The organism is Chloroflexota bacterium, assembly GCA_016875875.1.
Lineage (GTDB): Bacteria > Chloroflexota > Dehalococcoidia > GIF9 > UBA5629 > 9FT-COMBO-48-23.
Genome location: VGOP01000004.1, coordinates 90,065 through 106,780 on the forward strand (window position 1 = coordinate 90,065; position 16,716 = coordinate 106,780).

Sequence of the window (16,716 nt, forward strand, 5' to 3'; positions counted from 1 at the left end):
CGCAATGACACGGGGGACTGTTATTCAACAAGAGTACAGCGGTGTATAATGTGAACATGGAAAGGCAAGAGTTTGAGGCTGTCGTCTTCAGGGCAATAGAGGCATTGCCGGCGGAATTCAAAAGCAAACTGGAGAACGTCGATATTTTAGTCGAAGACTGGCCAAGTCCAAAGCAAATCCGTCAATTAAGGCTCAGAAGTAAGGCACAATTGCTGGGTCTTTACGAAGGAGTGCCTCAGACAAAGCGAGATAGTGGCTACAACCTGGTTCTACCGGACAAGATAACCATCTTCCAGAAGCCCATTGAGGCGCAGTGTCGCTCAAGCCAGGAAATCGAAAACGAAATCGGTAGAGTGGTACGCCATGAGATTGCTCACCACTTCGGCATCGGCGACGCCACCTTATACAAGATAGAAAGACAAAAATCCAGGAAGAATAAAGAGAGCACCTAGCACTCCCTGCCCGCCATTGAGACCGAAGCTAAACAACCCGGATTAGCCTCTTAAGGCAAGAAACTCCAAATACTAAACACTAAATCCTAAATAATGTCAAAATTCAAATTTTCCAAATCCCAAGGTGCAATTTTTGGGTCATTGGCATTTTGGAATCTGAATTTGTTTAGGGCTTACTGAAAACAGATGCAAGAACAAATCTTTAAGCCTACCCGAAGCTCACATCTACTATTTCCCCGTATACTTGGGAGGCCGCTTCTCCAAGAAAGCCTTCGCCCCTTCTTTCTGGTCCTGGGTGCCAAAACACATGGCAAACAGGTCAGCTTCGCACTCAGCTCCGACAGAAAGTGGAGTCTCTAGAGATTTATTGACCGCAAGTTTAGCAAATTTCAAGATTGCCGGGCTCTTGCTTTTAAGTTTCTTTATGACTTCTTCAACTGCCTCTCTCAACTTTTCCGCCGGGACAACTTTGTTCACTAAGCCGAGCCGCAGGGCTTCCTCGGCCGAAATAGGGTCGCCGGTAAAAATCATCTCCCGTGCCTTCTTGTCTCCCACAAGCCTGGGCAAAATCTGGGTTCCGAGCCCACCCGGTATAACGCCAACGCTTATTTCCGGCTGACCAAATCGAGCATTCTCCGAGGCTATAATCATGTCGCAACTCATTGCTAGTTCACATCCACCACCTAATGCCAGACCGTTTACCATGGCTATGACCGGCTTGGGAATTTCCCTGATGAAATTATATGGCCTCTTCGCTCCCTTGTTCGATGTAATGACGCTAATTGTAGTCCAATCAACAAAATTGCTGATATCAGCACCGGCGCTGAAAGCCTTGTCGCCCGCCCCGGTAAGAACGATAACCTGCACCTCATCGTCTTCCTTGGCATCCTCTAAGGCAGTGATAACCTCACTGCGCAAGGTCTGATTCTGAGCATTATACTTCTCAGGTCGGTTTAAGGTTATCCAGGCAACATTGTCCTTCTTCTCATAAATAATTGTCTCGAATTTCATTACTATCCTCCCTTATATCGTAGCGCCACCATCTATGGCCAGAACCTGTCCGGTCACATAGCTAGAAGCATCAGAAGCCAGAAAAACAACAGCTCCAACCATTTCCTCAGGTTCGGCTACCCGCCGCATTGGAGTTCCCAGCATGGCACCCTGCAGAACATCCGGGTTGCCCCAGAGGGCCTCACTGAAACGAGTCTTAGTCAGTCCCGGCGCTATGGCATTAACCCTGATATTATATTGAGCCCATTGTTGTGCCATAACTTTCGTTGCCATAATCACTCCAGCTTTACTTATGGAATAAACCGGCAATATGTCAGGGGTAATCCCAGCCACGGAGGCAACATTGATAATCTTGCCTCCACCTTGCCCCTTCATCACCCTGGCCACCGCCTGACCGAGGAAGAACAGCCCTTTCAGATTTAGATTCATAATGGAGTCCCAGGCGCGTTCCTCTATATCTATAGCCTGGTCCATAGTCGGGTTGGTAGCTGCATTGTTCACCAAGATATCAATTCTGCCGAACTCCTCTTTGACCTTACTAACCAGGTTGTTTATCTCCTCAAGTCTGCCAACATGTGCCGCCACAACCAGCGGCTTCCTCTTCAATCCTTTTATCTCTTTAGCCACCTCCTCGAGGTCTGGTAATTTTCGACTGGCTAAAGCCACATCGGCACCGGCCTTAGCCAGCCCAACAGCAATCGCCTTCCCGATGCCACGGCTGCCACCAGTTACCAAAACCACTTTGTCTTTCAGAGAAAAATCATCCGGGGAAAAATTCATCACTTACCTCCTAAACAAGATTTATTAACTATGCTCAAAAACCAACATAAAAGTATATATCGCCAGTGGCATGATACGCAACTTAGCGCTTAGGTGTTTCCGATCAGGAGTTGCGAGATTAACGACCGCTTTTGCGCGACTCATCAAGCGTACGCCTCAAGTCTTTTACGAAGCTGGCGACTGATGTTAAATCGTTATCAGTCCCCATAAGTTGAATCGCCCGACTGCCTACAATCACCCCGTCGGCTATTTGGGCTACCTGTTTTGCCTGTTCCATGGTAGATATGCCAAACCCAACACACAGTGGCAGAATAGCTATCTTTCTCACCCTGGCAACAAATTCATCCAGGCCTGAGGGAAGATTGCCTCTGGCACCGGTAACGCCCGTTACCGAAACCAAATAAATGAAGCCTCGAGACCTCTCAGCCGCAAGTTCAATGCGCTTCTCAGTGCTGGTTGGAGCCAGGAGATAGACAAGGTCGAGGTTTTGTTTTTGGCTGATAGCTTCTAGTTGTGAGCCCTCGTCTGGAGTCAAGTCAGGGATGATTAAACCATCGATACCAGAATTAGCACAAGCACTACAGAATTCTTCAAGGCCGTAACTAAAAACCGGATTGAAGTAGGTCATAAACACGAGTGGTTTATCAACTTTTTGACTCAACTCTTTGGCCACTTCTAAACAGAGCTTGGGGGTAACGCCATTACTCAAGGCACAGAAGCTAGCCTGTTGTATAGTGGCACCATCGGCCAAGGGGTCAGAGAAAGGTATGCCCAACTCAATCATATCGCAACCGCTGCTTGCAAGGAGAGGAACAACCTTTAAGGTAGCTTCAATGCTAGGGTAACCGACAGTAATATAAGGTATAAGGGCAACATGACCTGGCCGGCCAAATACAGGAGCAATGCGGCTCAAGGCTGTGCTCCCAGTGCTTCAGCTACAATATGCATGTCTTTATCTCCACGACCGGAAAGGTTAACCACAATAATCTGCTCCTTGTCTAACGAATTTGCTAGCTTAACGGCATAAAATATAGCGTGGGCTGGCTCTAAAGCCGGGGCAATACCCTCAGTCTTACATAGGAGCTGGAAACCCTCAAGCGCCTCCTTATCGCTCACTGCGAAATACTTAGCACGTCCGGTGTCCTTGAGATAGCTATGCTCAGGTCCAACACCCGGGTAATCCAGCCCTGCAGAGATGCTATGTGTTTCTTCAATTTGCCCATCACTGCTCTGGAGGACATAAGACTTCGCCCCGTGGAGTACCCCCACCCTTCCTGCGACCAGTGAGGCGGCGTGTTCCCCTGTACTAAGCCCCTTCCCTGCTGCCTCCACCCCGATAAGCTTGACATCTTTATCGTTCAAAAAGGGATGAAAAATACCAATGGCATTGCTCCCACCCCCCACACAAGCGACTACATAGTCGGGCAGGCGATTACATTTGGCCAGAATTTGCTCTCTCACTTCCTTGCCGATTACAGATTGGAAATCACGCACCAACGTCGGATATGGATGAGGACCAACCACCGAACCTAGAAGATAGTAGCTGTCTCTAACATTGGTCACCCAGTCTCTCATCGCATCGTTGATGGCATCCTTTAGCGTTCGGCTACCTGTAGAAACAGGCCTAACTTCAGCCCCCATTAGTTTCATCCGGAAGACATTAAGTGATTGGCGGCGCATGTCTTCCTCACCCATGTAAACGATGCAATCCAAACCGAGCATGGCACACACTGCAGCAGTAGCTACACCATGTTGTCCGGCTCCAGTCTCAGCGATGATCCTACGTTTTCCCATTTTCCGAGCAAGAAGCCCTTGCCCCAGAGCATTGTTAATTTTATGCGCCCCGGTATGAGCCAAATCCTCTCTCTTAAGGAAAATCTGAGCACCATCGCAGTGCCTACCTAGCCTCTCTGCTAAGTAAAGTGGTGTCGGTCTTCCTGAGTAGTCACGAGACAGGGAATCAAACTCAGCCCAAAATGAAACGCCGGCTTTGGCATCCGCATAAACTCTTGCCAGCTCGTCCAACGCTGGTATAAGGGTCTCGGGGACAAAACGTCCACCATAATCACCAAAATAGCCTCTGTTATCAGGCAGCAACGAATAGCCTTCTTCGGTCACAAGCAAACCCTCCTATCTCATGAAAAACGACTAATATTTGTCTCAGCCCTCCTCACTGCCTCGATAAAGGCACTGATTTTTGCCACGTCTTTCCCACCGTCAGTCTCTACGCCGGTGGAGACATCAACTCCCCAGGGTTGAACTTCCTCGACCAGCCGGCCAACATTGGCTGGAGTTAGTCCCCCAGCAATAATAACCGGGGACCTTGCCGATATCCCCTTTGCTAATTGCCAATCAAAAGCCTGGCCTGTACCACCATAGTAATCCCCTGCTTTCGAATCGAGAAGGCAAACAAGTTTATGATAGCGCACTTGGTGGTACCCCACGACCATCTCGCCAACAATCTCCTCAATCGTACTGGTCAGTGACACGTGGAAAGTTTTGATAATCGGTCGTTCAATCTGCTGGCAGTAGTGCCAGGTTTCATCGCCGCTGAGCTGCACCCAATCTAAACGGCAGAGGTTCGCAATGTGGTTAACCTCGTCAACTGCAGCATTGGCAAAGACACCAGCAATAGCCGGATGGCGTCTTAAACTGCGAACTGCTTCAACTAACTTTAGTGCCTTTTCAGCAGAGACCTGACGCCGGCTGGTAGCAAAGACCAACCCTATGAAATCAGCACCAGCTTCCGCTGCTGCCAAAACATGCTGTACCTCAGATAGGCCGCAAATTTTAACCTTGGTCAAAATAGCTCCCTCATTTTGGCTGCAATATTAGATGCTGACATTAGAGATTCACCGATAAGGACCGCGTCAATGCCCAACTGTCTCAGCTTCTCTATATCGCTGCGCTCTTTTATGCCGCTTTCACTGACCACTATTCGGTCTGTTGGGATAAGCGGCCTCAATCGCTCAGTGGTAGCGAAATCTACTTTAAGGGTAGAAAGATCACGATTGTTGATACCGATGATCTTGGCTGCGCTCTTCAGAGCGATTTCGACCTCGGCTTCATTATGTACCTCAACCAGACAGCTCATGTTCAGCTCGTGACTCATTGCGAGCAACTCCTGTAATTTTTCTAACTTCAAAATAGACGCGATGAGAAGCAGACTGTCAGCACCGTAGGCTCGCGATTCGTAAACCTGGTATGGGTCGAGGATGAAATCCTTTCTCAGCAGAGGCAGCTTCTTATGCAATGCATTACTAATGTCCGCTAGGTGGTTAAGGCTGCCCCGAAAGTATCTTGCCTCGGTCAGTACCGATATGGCTGAAGCACCACTGTCAGCATATATTTTGGCTATCTCCACTGGGTCGAAGTCAGGATGAATGATACCCCTAGATGGCGATGCTTTCTTCACCTCGGCAATAAGTCTAACGTCCTCACCTCGGAGAGCTGAAGCGAAGTCGAGTGATGGAGGCTGCTCCAATGCCATCTTCTGCAGCTCTGTCATAGGGAGGATACGCTTCTTAGACTCAAGTGCTTGCAGAGTGTGTGATACTATCTCATCAAGAATCATTTTCCCTTAGCCTAAGCTTCGACTGAACTCAATTAGCTGGTCTAGTTTTGCCGCGGCACTGCCATTGTCAATTACTTCCTTAGCCATGGCTACTCCTTGCTGGAGCGTTTCTACCTTGTCTCCAGCTACCAGTGCGGCGGCCGCATTCATCAACACCACGTCTCGCTGCGAACCCAAGGTGCCGGAGATGGTATTACGCAATAATTCAGCATTCGCTTTGACATCACCACCCTTTATGCTGCCTGAGCTAGCCCTCGGTAGGCCGAAGTCCTCAGGACTGACGATATAGCGTTCTATATGGTCATTTTTGAGTTCGCAAACATGAGTCTTGCCAGTGATCGTTATCTCATCCAACCCATCCTCACCGTGGACTAACAAGGCGTGCTGACAGCCTAAGCCTTGAAGCACCAATGCCAGCTTCTCTATCAGCGACTCATCGCCTACACCCAACACTTGAGCCTTGGCACCGGCAGGGTTGGTAAGCGGACCGAGGATATTAAACACAGTGCGAATCCCAATCTCGCGCCGGGGAGCTGCAGCATATTTCATGGCGGGATGGAATACTGGAGCAAACATGAAACCAATTCCTATCTCCTTTAAACATCTCTGCACTTGCTCAGCATTAAGGTCGATTTTGACACCTAAAGCTTCCAGAACATCAGCACTACCACACTGGCTGCTCATGGCGCGATTGCCATGCTTGGCTATTTTAAGCCCGGCTCCAGCAGCAACGAAGGCAGCCGCTGTTGAGATGTTGAAGGTATGTGAACCGTCACCGCCGGTTCCGCAAGTGTCCACAACCAGCCCGTCGGTACTCACAGGAATAGCCTTAGCCCTCATAGTTCTGGATAAGCCGACGATTTCATCCACAGTCTCCCCTTTAAGTCTTAGTGCAGTAACAAAGGCGCCAAACTGGGCTGGAGTAGCTTCGCCCTCCATTATCTCCTCCATGACCTTTGCTGCCTCATCCGTAGCCAGTGAACGTCCTGACACTAAAGTCACAATAGCCTCTTTAATCATGCTGAATCACCTCCGTACCTAATCGTCTGCCGTTAATTGTAAAGTAGAGTTCTCCTAAGAAAGCCTTCTTATTCTGCTTGTCGATGCGAAATTCCTGAACAGTAGTAATTTTTCTTTCATAAATATCCTGATATTCGGTTTCTAGTCGTGGACAGTATGCCGCTGGTTTGCCGAACCACTCTCCCGTATAGTTAAAATCAATCCGTACATGTGCGCCCACTTCTAAGGCTTTGGACTCACGAGGAGGAAAGAATAGTACTTTTTCTGGGTGACTATCCAGGGGCATCCCCCATAATGAAAACCGCGCGTTAACGGCCACACCCTTACCCAAGTTTGCCCACTCAAATGTCGCCCCTGTGCCCGTTTGCAGAATCTTGTAGAGATGCTCATCGGGATCAAGCCCCTTAGTTTTTTGAGCTATGGAAACTAATAGCACAGGTAAGCATTCGGAATACCTCTGCGCTTTTATCTCTTCAGCTTGCTTCCTTGTGGCACCAGCAATTTCCGCAGTTCGTATAGCATAAATTCCAGTAACGCATATCAAGGCAAATAATAGGAGCAAATTCATAGCCTGACTCATATCAATGATATGCTTTATCAATAGAAAAACGATTAAACCGGCAAAAACAATTAGAAGAATACTTAACTTTTTTAATTCATTCTTTCTCACCTACTTATCCTCCCTTAAGAAAATTTCTCAAAATATCCTTTCCCGCTTGGGTCATAAATGATTCAGGATGAAACTGAATGCCTTCTACCGGATATTGGCGATGACGTAACCCCATAATCGTGCCATCATCCGTCCATGCTGTTATTTCAAGGCAATCAGGAAGCCCACCACGCTCCACTACCAACGAGTGATAGCGAATAGCAGAGAAGGGATTAGACAGCCCAGCAAACACCCCTTGGTTGCTATGGTATATAAGGGATGACTTACCATGCATAATCTCCTTGGCTTGCCCAATAGACGCACCATAGCTATAACCGATGCACTGGTGCCCCAGACAGACGCCCAGTATGGGCAACCTGGAACCAAAATTTTGAATAACTTCATTGGAAATACCAGCTTGCAGCGGCGTAGAAGGTCCAGGCGAAATAACTATCCGCTGAGGCTTCATTTTTTCAACTTCCTCAAGAGTCGTCTTGTCATTGCGTATCACCACCGCCTTTTCACCCAATTCACTCAGGTATTGAAAAAGGTTATAGGTGAAGCTATCATAGTTATCAATCAATAGCAGCATTTTTCCTCTCAGCTGTCCGACTCGAACTCTCAGCTTGATCAATAGCTTTAAGTAGAGCCTGAGCCTTGTTCATGGTTTCTTGATATTCGCGTTCTGGTATGCTGTCGTAGACAATGCCACATCCAGCCTGGACATAGGCAGTTCCCTTAGCAACCACCATGGTTCTTATGGCTATGGCCATATCCATGTTGCCTGAGAATGAGAAATAGCCCACAGCTCCGGCATAGGGCCCTCTTTTCTCGGGTTCGAATTCGGCAATTATCTCCATCGCCCGAATTTTTGGAGCTCCGGACACAGTGCCGGCAGGAAAACAAGCCTGCAGGGCATCAAATGAAGTCAGTTCACGCTGCAACTTACCTTGAACATGAGTAACTAAATGCATTACATGAGAGTAGCGTTCCACCTCCATCAGTTCGCTAACCTCAACAGTACCCGGCTCGCTCACACGCCCGATGTCATTGCGACCCAGGTCCACCAGCATAATGTGTTCAGCACGTTCCTTCTCATCATTGCGCAGCTCTTGCTCCATCAGGATATCCTCATCCAAGCTTTTCCCTCTTGGCCTGGTGCCAGCCAGAGGGCGGGTCATCACCATACCATCCTCTACTCTTGCCAGAATCTCAGGGGAGGCACCGATAATGCAAAAGTCGGTGAAATCGAGAAAGAACATGTATGGGGAGGGATTCAGGGTGCGCAGTGCTCTATAAATTTCAAAAGGAGCAGCACCGGTAGGTTGAGCCAAACGCTGGGAGAGTACCACCTGAATAGCCTCCCCGGAAGTGATATACTGTTTTACTTTCTGCACGCTGGCTTCAAACTCATCCTTAGAAAAGTTTGAGGAAAGGTTATAGTTTGTTTTAGAAGGAATGGCAGCCTTTTTGTCCTGGTTTGGTTCAAGCACACGATTCAATCTATCTATAAGGTTATCAATCTTGTCCACCGCACTTTGATAGGCTTGCTCTATGTCCCCGTCAAGACGAACATGGCTCAAAACTTTAATCTTATGGGTGACGTGGTCAAAGACAAGCATGGTATCCACAAACATAAACAAGGATTCAGGTAATTCCAAGGGGTCACTAGCAGGAGATGGCAATTCCTCAAAACGAGTGGCCACCTCATAGCTAAGATACCCCACTGCCCCACCGCAAAACCTGGGCAAGTCACTAATTGGCACTATTTTGTATTTTCCCAATTCTTCAGCTATGAGCGGGAGAGGATTAATTCTATCTTTTGCTCTAGCCACCAACACCTGGTACGGCTCAGTGCCTATGAAGCTATAGCGAGCCAGCCGCGCACCACCCTCGACACTTTCCAAAAGAAAGGAATAGCCGCCACGGTTAATCTTCAAAAAGGCTGACACGGGTGTATCCAAATCAGCAACGATTTCACGGTAAATAGGTATTAGGCTGCCGTCCTTTTTTCGTTTCTTGACTTCATCTAGTGTTGGGTAATACATTGAACCTCCGGCAATCTCGTAAATAAAAAACCTCTCGCCATAGGGGCGAGAGGTTTTCTTCGCGGTACCACCCTAATTGATCGCCTGTTACCTTAAGGCAATCATCTCAATCAGGTACGGCTTCAACATTTCTGAAGCGATACCCTGGGCTCTAATAACGGTGCCCACTCCGTCAAAGCCTACTTGGGCATTCTCCTTTCGGTTTGCGGCTCCCGAGTCCATTCAACCTCTGCATTAGCACCGGCTCACACCTTCCCCGGCTCTCTGAGCTTCGCTGGAGGCCTACTAGTCTCGTTCCCAGCCTTTGTTCTATTCTATTTTAGTGATGACTCTAGTGTAGTCAACAACGAGCTTCTTGTCAAGTTTCGTACTTATTGTGAGAAGCTGGCAACTTAAGGTTAAATGGTGGGGCATTATGGACAGTTCCCGAACTCGTGTTTGATAGTAAGAAACTGAAGCCAATGCTTGAGCAACTTCTTGCTACTGTTCATATGGCATAAAAATTTCACAAAGACATACTTAAAGCATTAGCGTCATGTACATTAGTTTGAAATGTTGAGGCCGTGATAAAAATGAAAGAGCGAATCGCAAAGCTTTGACAGCCCATGACTGGACGGATTTGTCATTCTTTGATAACATGCGACGCTATCCTGGTTTTACCTCCTTTTTTAAACCTGAAATCGCACTTCTCAAAGCCGTCGGCGATTGTCCTCGTCCGGATTAAGCCCCATCCAAATAACTCGCTATAAACAATATCTGCTGTGCAAATATAGGGCGCAAGTTCGGCGGCGCCTTGTTTAGACAGGAATTTGCAGGCGCCACATTCAGTATAGTCCACGCCATAGTCGAATTCCCTTCCGTCACCGTCTACGACAGAAAAAACATATCCTCCAGGGTACAGTCGCTTCTGCGATTCTAAAGCCCTCTTTTTCAATGCTCTTAAGTAGATCTTTGAGAAGCTCAGATTTCCGATAAGGCGGTGTACAATCCTTGGATACGAATTCAGGACAGCTTCGCACATGAGGTAATACAACTTCCCGGTCTCTTCCACTGTCTTGCCGTGACTACTAAGCACTCGATAAATCGCCAGCGACTGAGCTGTAGCCGTTATGAACTGTACAAGAATCTTGCTGTGACCTACATAAGGGATTTCGGGGATCAGCTTTGAGTATTCTTGGCGGGTCTCACTAACTATTGTTTCAGTAAATTTTTCGCCATACTGCGATACCAAAACACCTTTTACTGTTTTCATTAAATTGTCAAAGTCTTTGAGGAGTTTTGATTTTCGTGAGATAAAATAAGTTTCAGCGAATTTGTGGCTCATATTGAATACCTCCATAACCCTGCTGAATATATTTTATCAGGGTTACAGCTCAAACGCATTTCTTCAACTATAGCAGGAAGCTCTCAATAGCATTAGAAATAGTAATTCCTGGATCTGACGCTACAGCTAAATGAGCATGTTGTTTATTAGTAGTTACTTCTTTGGATACTAAGGATTTAGGAGAAATGGTGGCAGCGACTAGATTTGAGCTAGTGACCAAGGGCTTATCTGGGCTTTAATTAATAATTCGCACTAATAGCCAGCAAAGCATAGGGTTCGGGATCTGTCCAGAATGGTTACAGTTTCAGGTTCGATGGTGGAGCTGATGGGATTCGAACCCACTACCTTTTGACTGCCAGTCAAACGCTCTCCCGATTGAGCTACAGCCCCACGCCAAAAAGTCTAGCAAAAAGCTCGGCGAAACTCAAACGGCACTAATGTTTCAGGGGCCGACCCCAGGCATCCTTGCGCCACTCGCTGGCAATGAGGATGAAATCAGTAAGCCACCAGACACCAAAACAGCTCAAGGTAAGGAGCTTAACAATTGCCGAGCGCGTTCTGCCGATATAAAAACGGTCAGCCCCAAAGGGCCCAAGGAAAAGAGATAGAAGAAGCGCTACTCGCCAGCTTCTTAGCTTAGGCTTAGATTTAGGCTTAGATTTAGACTTAGACTTAGGCATAGACCATCTAAATTCCTAGCACTCCTACCCAGCGTAGTATAGAGCGTAAGCCGAAATAACCCAAATAGGCAATTGCCATGTTCTTTAAAGCCTTACCTGCCCAGCATAAAAAGAAAAATTTGACCAGCCCAAACCGAAGCATTCCAGCTATGGCCGTGAACGGATAGAACAAAGGATTAAGGATGGCTGACATTAAGAAGACAGCTATCTCACCACGACGACGTATCCAATCAGTAAATTTGTCCATGAATTTGTGGTTAATATTTTGTATAGCTTTTTGTCCGCCCCAGCCACTCAGGTAAATACCAATACTACCAACTGCTTCCCCTAATCCAGACACGATTCCAACCAGAGCTGGATTTAATACGCTGCCCAAAGTGAATACAACTAAAACACCGGGTATAGGCACAAAAATTGTAGCACCAGCAAGAATACTGATAACGAATGCGCCAAGGTAACCATAGTGTTGAGCCTGCCTGACATAATCCCAGTAAAAAACAACAGCCACACAACAAGCAATAGTGAGCGCTAGTGCCAAGCCGCCTATAATATATTCCTTTTTCCTCGACCCAGTCTTTGTTGCCATCGTCAATTTCGAAGATTATCCGGTTTAAGCTGGCTACCTCTCTTATTTCTTGGCGCCAAAATTAGTCTTAAGGAAATCAGTGATTCGTCTCTGAATCCTTGGATTATCCCAGTCGTATTCGTGTCCCTGGGCACTAACGCAATGAGCAAACATTACCCGTTTTCCCATAAGCCGATACCACATCCACTTAAAAGGAGCAGCCATAAGAATTCTAGCCCCAACCCACAGATTACCTTGCACTAGAACGTCAGGCTTGACACCATTACCTTCTACTACTAGCGTCCTCTTGGTAACTGTCCGCCATGATTTGTACTGGAAGGGAAAGCCCAATTCAATGCTATAGACCGGGTAACGTCCACCTAGCTGCTGCATAACTGCGCTACCGAAGGCAGCTCCCTGACTTATCCCTACCAAGATAACCTTGATAGCATTGACATGTTTGATGATAAATCGCAGCCAAGCCGCCATTATATTTGCCTTAGAAGCAAAAAAACGAAATTGCTCTCTCAAGTCCCGCATCTGCTCCCGACACCCCGTACCGCTGCGGAAATACTGGGTCAGCAACGACCTGTGCCCCATTCCCTCAGTGACTGCTTTAATTCCGACCACTATGCCCCTTTCCCACTCCAGACATTGGTCTAACCGGGCATGCCCCCAACCACCAGGGTTATGAACAATGAGGAAGTCTTTCCCTTTGGCTTTAGCACAAACATCCACAAGTTGATTAGCAAAATCACTGCCTGTATCACCAATTCCAAAAAGTTGCTGAGCCAGGCGATAGGCGTCTTCCCGTAAAGTTAGACTCGCACTAGTCATCCTTGGTACCTCGCTGTCGTTTTGGGGACTTCACAGGAAATCTTAATCAACGGAGCATATACCTGAACGCACCAATGGGGGATACCTTGCACTCTTCTTGCCTACTGAATTGTTCCTCTGCTCAAGATAGATTGCGTTGCCCTTTTGCCAAACCCATAGATGATGGCCAGGGTGAAGCCATGCCCCAATAGATTGCCTCGAAGGATAAACAAGAAAAACGGTCTCTGCTACTCTGATAAGCTCATCCAATGCCATATCGGCATAAGGAATTGATTGCAGGTGCTCCAATATGTGACTGGCAAAAACGGCTCCAAATGCTTTGTCGGAGAACGGAATTCTGGTAACATCGGCAATCACCCCGCAGGGGTGCCCTTCGAAGGCCCGGCGCTCAATATCGAGACAAACATCACCGCCACCGTGCGCAGGCATCTTTAGCCACCGGCGAATTCCCCTGTCGCTCCATGGCCCACCGGCTACAAGAAGTGGCTTACTAGTCTTCCGGGCACGGGCAGCAGCTGCCTCGTACTTACTGTCTTTATCCTGAATTTCACCAACCCAAACGGCGAACTGCCAGATTACTACACCGAGCGATATTCCGACCATGCAGAAAAAGAAGATATACACTTTTTCAATTACATTCCCTTCTAGATTCCCAGAAATCGGAAAAGCGAAGTTAACCCGAAATAACCACAAAAGGCTATGAATGAACTTTTTACTACGTTACCCAGTAGAGAGAAAAGGAGGAATTTCCATGCAGGATAACGAAGTGACGCCATGGCAATAGTCATCGGCAAGTGGAAAGGATTTATTATGGCCGACATGGTAAAGACAGCCAGTGAGCCGTGCCGCTGTGCCCACCTCAAGGCCCTATCATACAAGCCTCTATTAACTTTATAAGCGAGTTTCTGAGACAGGTCTCTGCTCCCATAGCCAAGCATGAAAGTGAGCAGTTGACCCAGGCTGGCACCCAACCCTGAGATTATACCCACCAACATAGGCGCTCCTATCTGAAATTGAGGTGCCAGGATAGACGGCAACGTGAATACTAAAAGCCAATAGGGAACAGGGATGGCTATCATGCTCAACAAGCTTCCACCGAGGAAGGCAACGATGAGCATGCCCAGAAGGCCATAGGTGGCTACATATTTCGCACCCAGCAGGTAATCTTTATAGTAGATGGCAGCAAAACAGAGAAGGATAGTGAGTAGTAAAGACAGGACACCTAATGTGATGTCTCTTACAGATAACCGCTGCTTGACTTCATCTCTGGCGGTTACGGTGTCCATTCGTGAGGAATTTCCCATCTATTTAGCTGATTTGACCTTTTTCTTGGTGCTGAAGTTTAGCACATCACCGCTGACGCCAACAACCACAGTTTCTCCGTCTTTTATTTCACCTTGCAATATTCGGCTGGACAGAGGATTTTCCACATAGCGTTGGATTGCCCGGCGCAGCGGACGCGCTCCATAGGCCGGCTCATAGCCCTTCTTGAGCAGCCAGGCTTTTACCTCGTCACTTAGCTCCAATTTCATATTGCGCTCATCCAGCCTTTTCTGCACTTCAAGAATTAACAGGTCAACAATCTTCTTTAAGTGCTCTTCAGTTAGCGGCCGGAAGATAATAGTATCATCTATCCTATTGAGAAACTCAGGGCGAAAGGTCTTTTTCAAATCGCTCTCTATAGAACTCCTCAGCCTGTCCATCTCGTCTTTATCCTGCTTGTCCCCAGGGGTTGAAAAACCTATTGCCCGGCTTGCCTGACGGGTGAATTCAGACATACCTAAGTTGCTGGTCATTATCACCACTGTTTCCCTAAAATTGACTGTCCTGCCATGGCCATCAGTCAGCCTACCATCCTCCAGTATCTGGAGCAGAATGTTAAATACATCAGGATGTGCCTTTTCAATCTCATCAAAAAGAATCACCCGAAACGGGCGCCTTCGCACTGCCTCGGTTAGTTGCCCCGCCTCGTCATAACCCACATATCCAGGCGGAGCACCGATTAGCCGAGATACCGTGTGCTTCTCCCCGAACTCTGACATATCCAGCCTTATCATGGCTTCCTCATCGTCAAAGAGAAATTGAGCTAAAGCCTTAGCCAGCTCTGTCTTACCAACACCTGTAGGACCCAAGAAGATGAAGCTACCTACAGGTCTCTTGGGGTCTTTAAGCCCGGCTCGACCTCGCCTGATAGCCTCGGAGATGGCTGAAACTGCCTCCTCTTGATTTACGATTCTCTCGTGCAACCTCCCCTCCATATGAACCAGCTTCTCAGCCTCACCCTCCAACATACGAGACACCGGAATACCTGTCCATTTTGAAACTAACTCGGCTATAGTCTCCTCATCCACAACACCATAGATTTTTTTCTCGTTACGCCACTCAGCCTCTTTTTCATCACGGACCGGCTCAAGTTGCAACCTTTGTGACCTTATCTCGGCAGCTCTTTGATAATCATCCCGCTGAGAAACTGCCTCCTCTTCGTCTTGTAGGTTTTTTATCTTGGCATCCAACTCTTTGATATCTGATGGCTTGCTTTCCATGTCAATGCGCAGCTTGCTTGCTGCCTCATCTATAAGGTCAATTGCCTTATCTGGCAAAAACCGGTCTGCTATATAACGCTGGCTAAGTTTAGCAGCAGCCACCAGAGCAGAGTCGTCAATTTTTATCTTATGATGGGCTTCATATCTAGGACGCACCCCACGTAACATCTCTATAGTCGCCTCAACACTCGGCTCACTTAGAAACACAGGTTGTAACCGCCGCTCCAGCGCCTTGTCCTTCTCAATATGCTGCCGATACTCATCCAAAGTAGTCGCCCCAACGCACTGGAGTTCACCACGAGCTAATGCTGGCTTTAACATGTTGCTGGCATCGATAGCCCCCTCAGCAGCTCCGGCGCCAACTACAGTGTGCAACTCATCTATAAACAAGATAATCTCACCGCTGGACTGGCGAACCTCATCCATAACCGCCTTCAGCCTCTCCTCAAACTCGCCACGAAACTTGCTACCGGCAACCAGTGCCCCCATATCCAAGGCAATAACTCTTCGATTCTTGAGAGAATCGGGAACGTCACCAGCGGTAATTTTCTGGGCTAGCCCTTCAGCAATAGCTGTTTTGCCAACACCTGCCTCGCCGATAATAACCGGGTTGTTCTTGGTACGCCTAGTCAACACCTGTATCACACGTTTTATCTCATCATCACGCCCGATCACCGGATCAAGCTTCCCCTGACGAGCTAACTCAGTGAGGTCACGCCCATACTTCTCCAGGGAACGATACTTACTCTCAGCGGTTGGGCTATCAACTCGGTGGCCACCACGCACGTTCTGCATTGCTAGGTAAATCTTCTCTTTATCAACACCGAATTCCTTGAGTATAGTAAACGCTTGTCCGGCATCTTCGCTAGCAATAGCAATCAGCAAATGCTCGACGCTGATAAACTCATCGTTGAGCCTATTAGCTTCGCGCTCAGCAATATCGAGCAACCGGGCATATCTGGGTGTAGGATAAAGCTGGATAGCACCATGAGAACCTGTTTGATGTAATACTTTAGGAAAAGCGGCAACGACGTTTTCCACACGGCTTTTGACAGCCGCTATGTCTACACCTAAATTCCGCAACAACTCAGGTACTGCACCACCCCGCTGGTTCAGCATGGCCAGCAGAATATGCTCCACATCAACCTGACTATTCTTTAAACCATAAGCAATCTGTGACGCAGAAGCTAGCACCTCCTGCGCCTGCTCGGTAAATCTTTCCGGTCTCATGAG

18 protein-coding genes and 1 tRNA gene are annotated in these 16,716 nt (G+C 47.7%); 1 reads left to right on the forward strand and 18 read right to left on the reverse strand.

Features of this window, described 5'->3' with window-relative positions:
* Nucleotides 1-41 precede the first annotated feature (41 nt).
* The gene (locus FJ023_04385) at nucleotides 42-452 is read left to right on the forward strand and encodes a metallopeptidase family protein (GenBank protein MBM4446576.1); all 411 of its coding nucleotides are present in this window, start codon (nucleotides 42-44) and stop codon (nucleotides 450-452) included.
* A 228-nt stretch (nucleotides 453-680) separates the two neighbouring features.
* Here FJ023_04385 and FJ023_04390 read toward each other — a convergent pair whose 3' ends face one another.
* From FJ023_04390 to FJ023_04475, 18 genes are all read right to left on the reverse strand, one after another.
* A complete protein-coding gene (locus tag FJ023_04390) occupies nucleotides 681-1,463 on the reverse strand; it encodes a crotonase (GenBank protein MBM4446577.1) in 783 nt (260 codons plus the stop codon).
* 12 nt (nucleotides 1,464-1,475) lie between these two features.
* On the reverse strand, nucleotides 1,476-2,243 hold the full coding sequence (locus FJ023_04395; protein MBM4446578.1) for a glucose 1-dehydrogenase: 768 nt from the start codon (nucleotides 2,241-2,243) through the stop codon (nucleotides 1,476-1,478).
* 118 nt (nucleotides 2,244-2,361) lie between these two features.
* On the reverse strand, nucleotides 2,362-3,156 hold the full coding sequence (locus tag FJ023_04400) for a tryptophan synthase subunit alpha (protein MBM4446579.1): 795 nt from the start codon (nucleotides 3,154-3,156) through the stop codon (nucleotides 2,362-2,364).
* Nucleotides 3,153-4,340 carry a tryptophan synthase subunit beta gene (gene trpB / locus FJ023_04405; GenBank protein ID MBM4446580.1) on the reverse strand — a complete coding sequence of 396 codons (1,188 nt, stop codon included), beginning with the start codon at nucleotides 4,338-4,340 and terminating at the stop codon, nucleotides 3,153-3,155. Before trpB ends, FJ023_04400 begins: the two co-directional genes overlap by 4 nt.
* Before the next feature lie 38 nt (nucleotides 4,341-4,378).
* A complete protein-coding gene (locus FJ023_04410; protein ID MBM4446581.1) occupies nucleotides 4,379-5,047 on the reverse strand; it encodes a phosphoribosylanthranilate isomerase in 669 nt (222 codons plus the stop codon).
* Nucleotides 5,044-5,817: an indole-3-glycerol phosphate synthase TrpC gene (gene trpC / locus FJ023_04415; protein ID MBM4446582.1), complete on the reverse strand. Its 774-nt coding sequence runs from the start codon at nucleotides 5,815-5,817 to the stop codon at nucleotides 5,044-5,046. The genes FJ023_04410 and trpC overlap by 4 nt, the downstream gene beginning before the upstream one ends.
* Nucleotides 5,818-5,823: 6 nt before the next feature.
* Nucleotides 5,824-6,837: an anthranilate phosphoribosyltransferase gene (gene trpD / locus FJ023_04420; protein ID MBM4446583.1), complete on the reverse strand. Its 1,014-nt coding sequence runs from the start codon at nucleotides 6,835-6,837 to the stop codon at nucleotides 5,824-5,826.
* Entirely contained in the window at nucleotides 6,830-7,507 is a 678-nt protein-coding gene (locus tag FJ023_04425) for a hypothetical protein (protein ID MBM4446584.1), read from the reverse strand. Before FJ023_04425 ends, trpD begins: the two co-directional genes overlap by 8 nt.
* A 4-nt stretch (nucleotides 7,508-7,511) precedes the next feature.
* Nucleotides 7,512-8,078, reverse strand: coding sequence for an aminodeoxychorismate/anthranilate synthase component II (locus FJ023_04430; protein MBM4446585.1), 567 nt, complete (start codon nucleotides 8,076-8,078; stop codon nucleotides 7,512-7,514).
* Nucleotides 8,062-9,534 (reverse strand): anthranilate synthase component I, encoded by a 1,473-nt coding sequence (gene trpE, locus FJ023_04435; protein ID MBM4446586.1) that lies wholly within the window; start codon nucleotides 9,532-9,534, stop codon nucleotides 8,062-8,064. Before trpE ends, FJ023_04430 begins: the two co-directional genes overlap by 17 nt.
* 622 nt (nucleotides 9,535-10,156) lie before the next feature.
* Nucleotides 10,157-10,873: a hypothetical protein gene (locus FJ023_04440; GenBank protein MBM4446587.1), complete on the reverse strand. Its 717-nt coding sequence runs from the start codon at nucleotides 10,871-10,873 to the stop codon at nucleotides 10,157-10,159.
* A 299-nt stretch (nucleotides 10,874-11,172) separates the two neighbouring features.
* A tRNA-Ala gene (locus FJ023_04445) sits at nucleotides 11,173-11,248 on the reverse strand.
* A gap of 44 nt (nucleotides 11,249-11,292) precedes the next feature.
* Entirely contained in the window at nucleotides 11,293-11,538 is a 246-nt protein-coding gene (locus FJ023_04450) for a TM2 domain-containing protein (protein MBM4446588.1), read from the reverse strand.
* A 7-nt stretch (nucleotides 11,539-11,545) separates the two neighbouring features.
* Complete coding sequence (locus FJ023_04455) at nucleotides 11,546-12,124, reverse strand: VTT domain-containing protein (protein MBM4446589.1); 579 nt, start codon at nucleotides 12,122-12,124, stop codon at nucleotides 11,546-11,548.
* Between the two features lie 42 nt (nucleotides 12,125-12,166).
* Complete coding sequence (locus FJ023_04460) at nucleotides 12,167-12,940, reverse strand: hypothetical protein (GenBank protein MBM4446590.1); 774 nt, start codon at nucleotides 12,938-12,940, stop codon at nucleotides 12,167-12,169.
* A gap of 42 nt (nucleotides 12,941-12,982) precedes the next feature.
* Nucleotides 12,983-13,564: a class I SAM-dependent methyltransferase gene (locus FJ023_04465; protein ID MBM4446591.1), complete on the reverse strand. Its 582-nt coding sequence runs from the start codon at nucleotides 13,562-13,564 to the stop codon at nucleotides 12,983-12,985.
* Between the two features lie 20 nt (nucleotides 13,565-13,584).
* Entirely contained in the window at nucleotides 13,585-14,244 is a 660-nt protein-coding gene (locus tag FJ023_04470) for a VTT domain-containing protein (protein ID MBM4446592.1), read from the reverse strand.
* Nucleotides 14,245-16,713, reverse strand: a complete 2,469-nt coding sequence (locus FJ023_04475; GenBank protein ID MBM4446593.1) for an AAA family ATPase — start codon at nucleotides 16,711-16,713, stop codon at nucleotides 14,245-14,247.
* Between the last annotated feature and the right edge of the window lie 3 nt (nucleotides 16,714-16,716).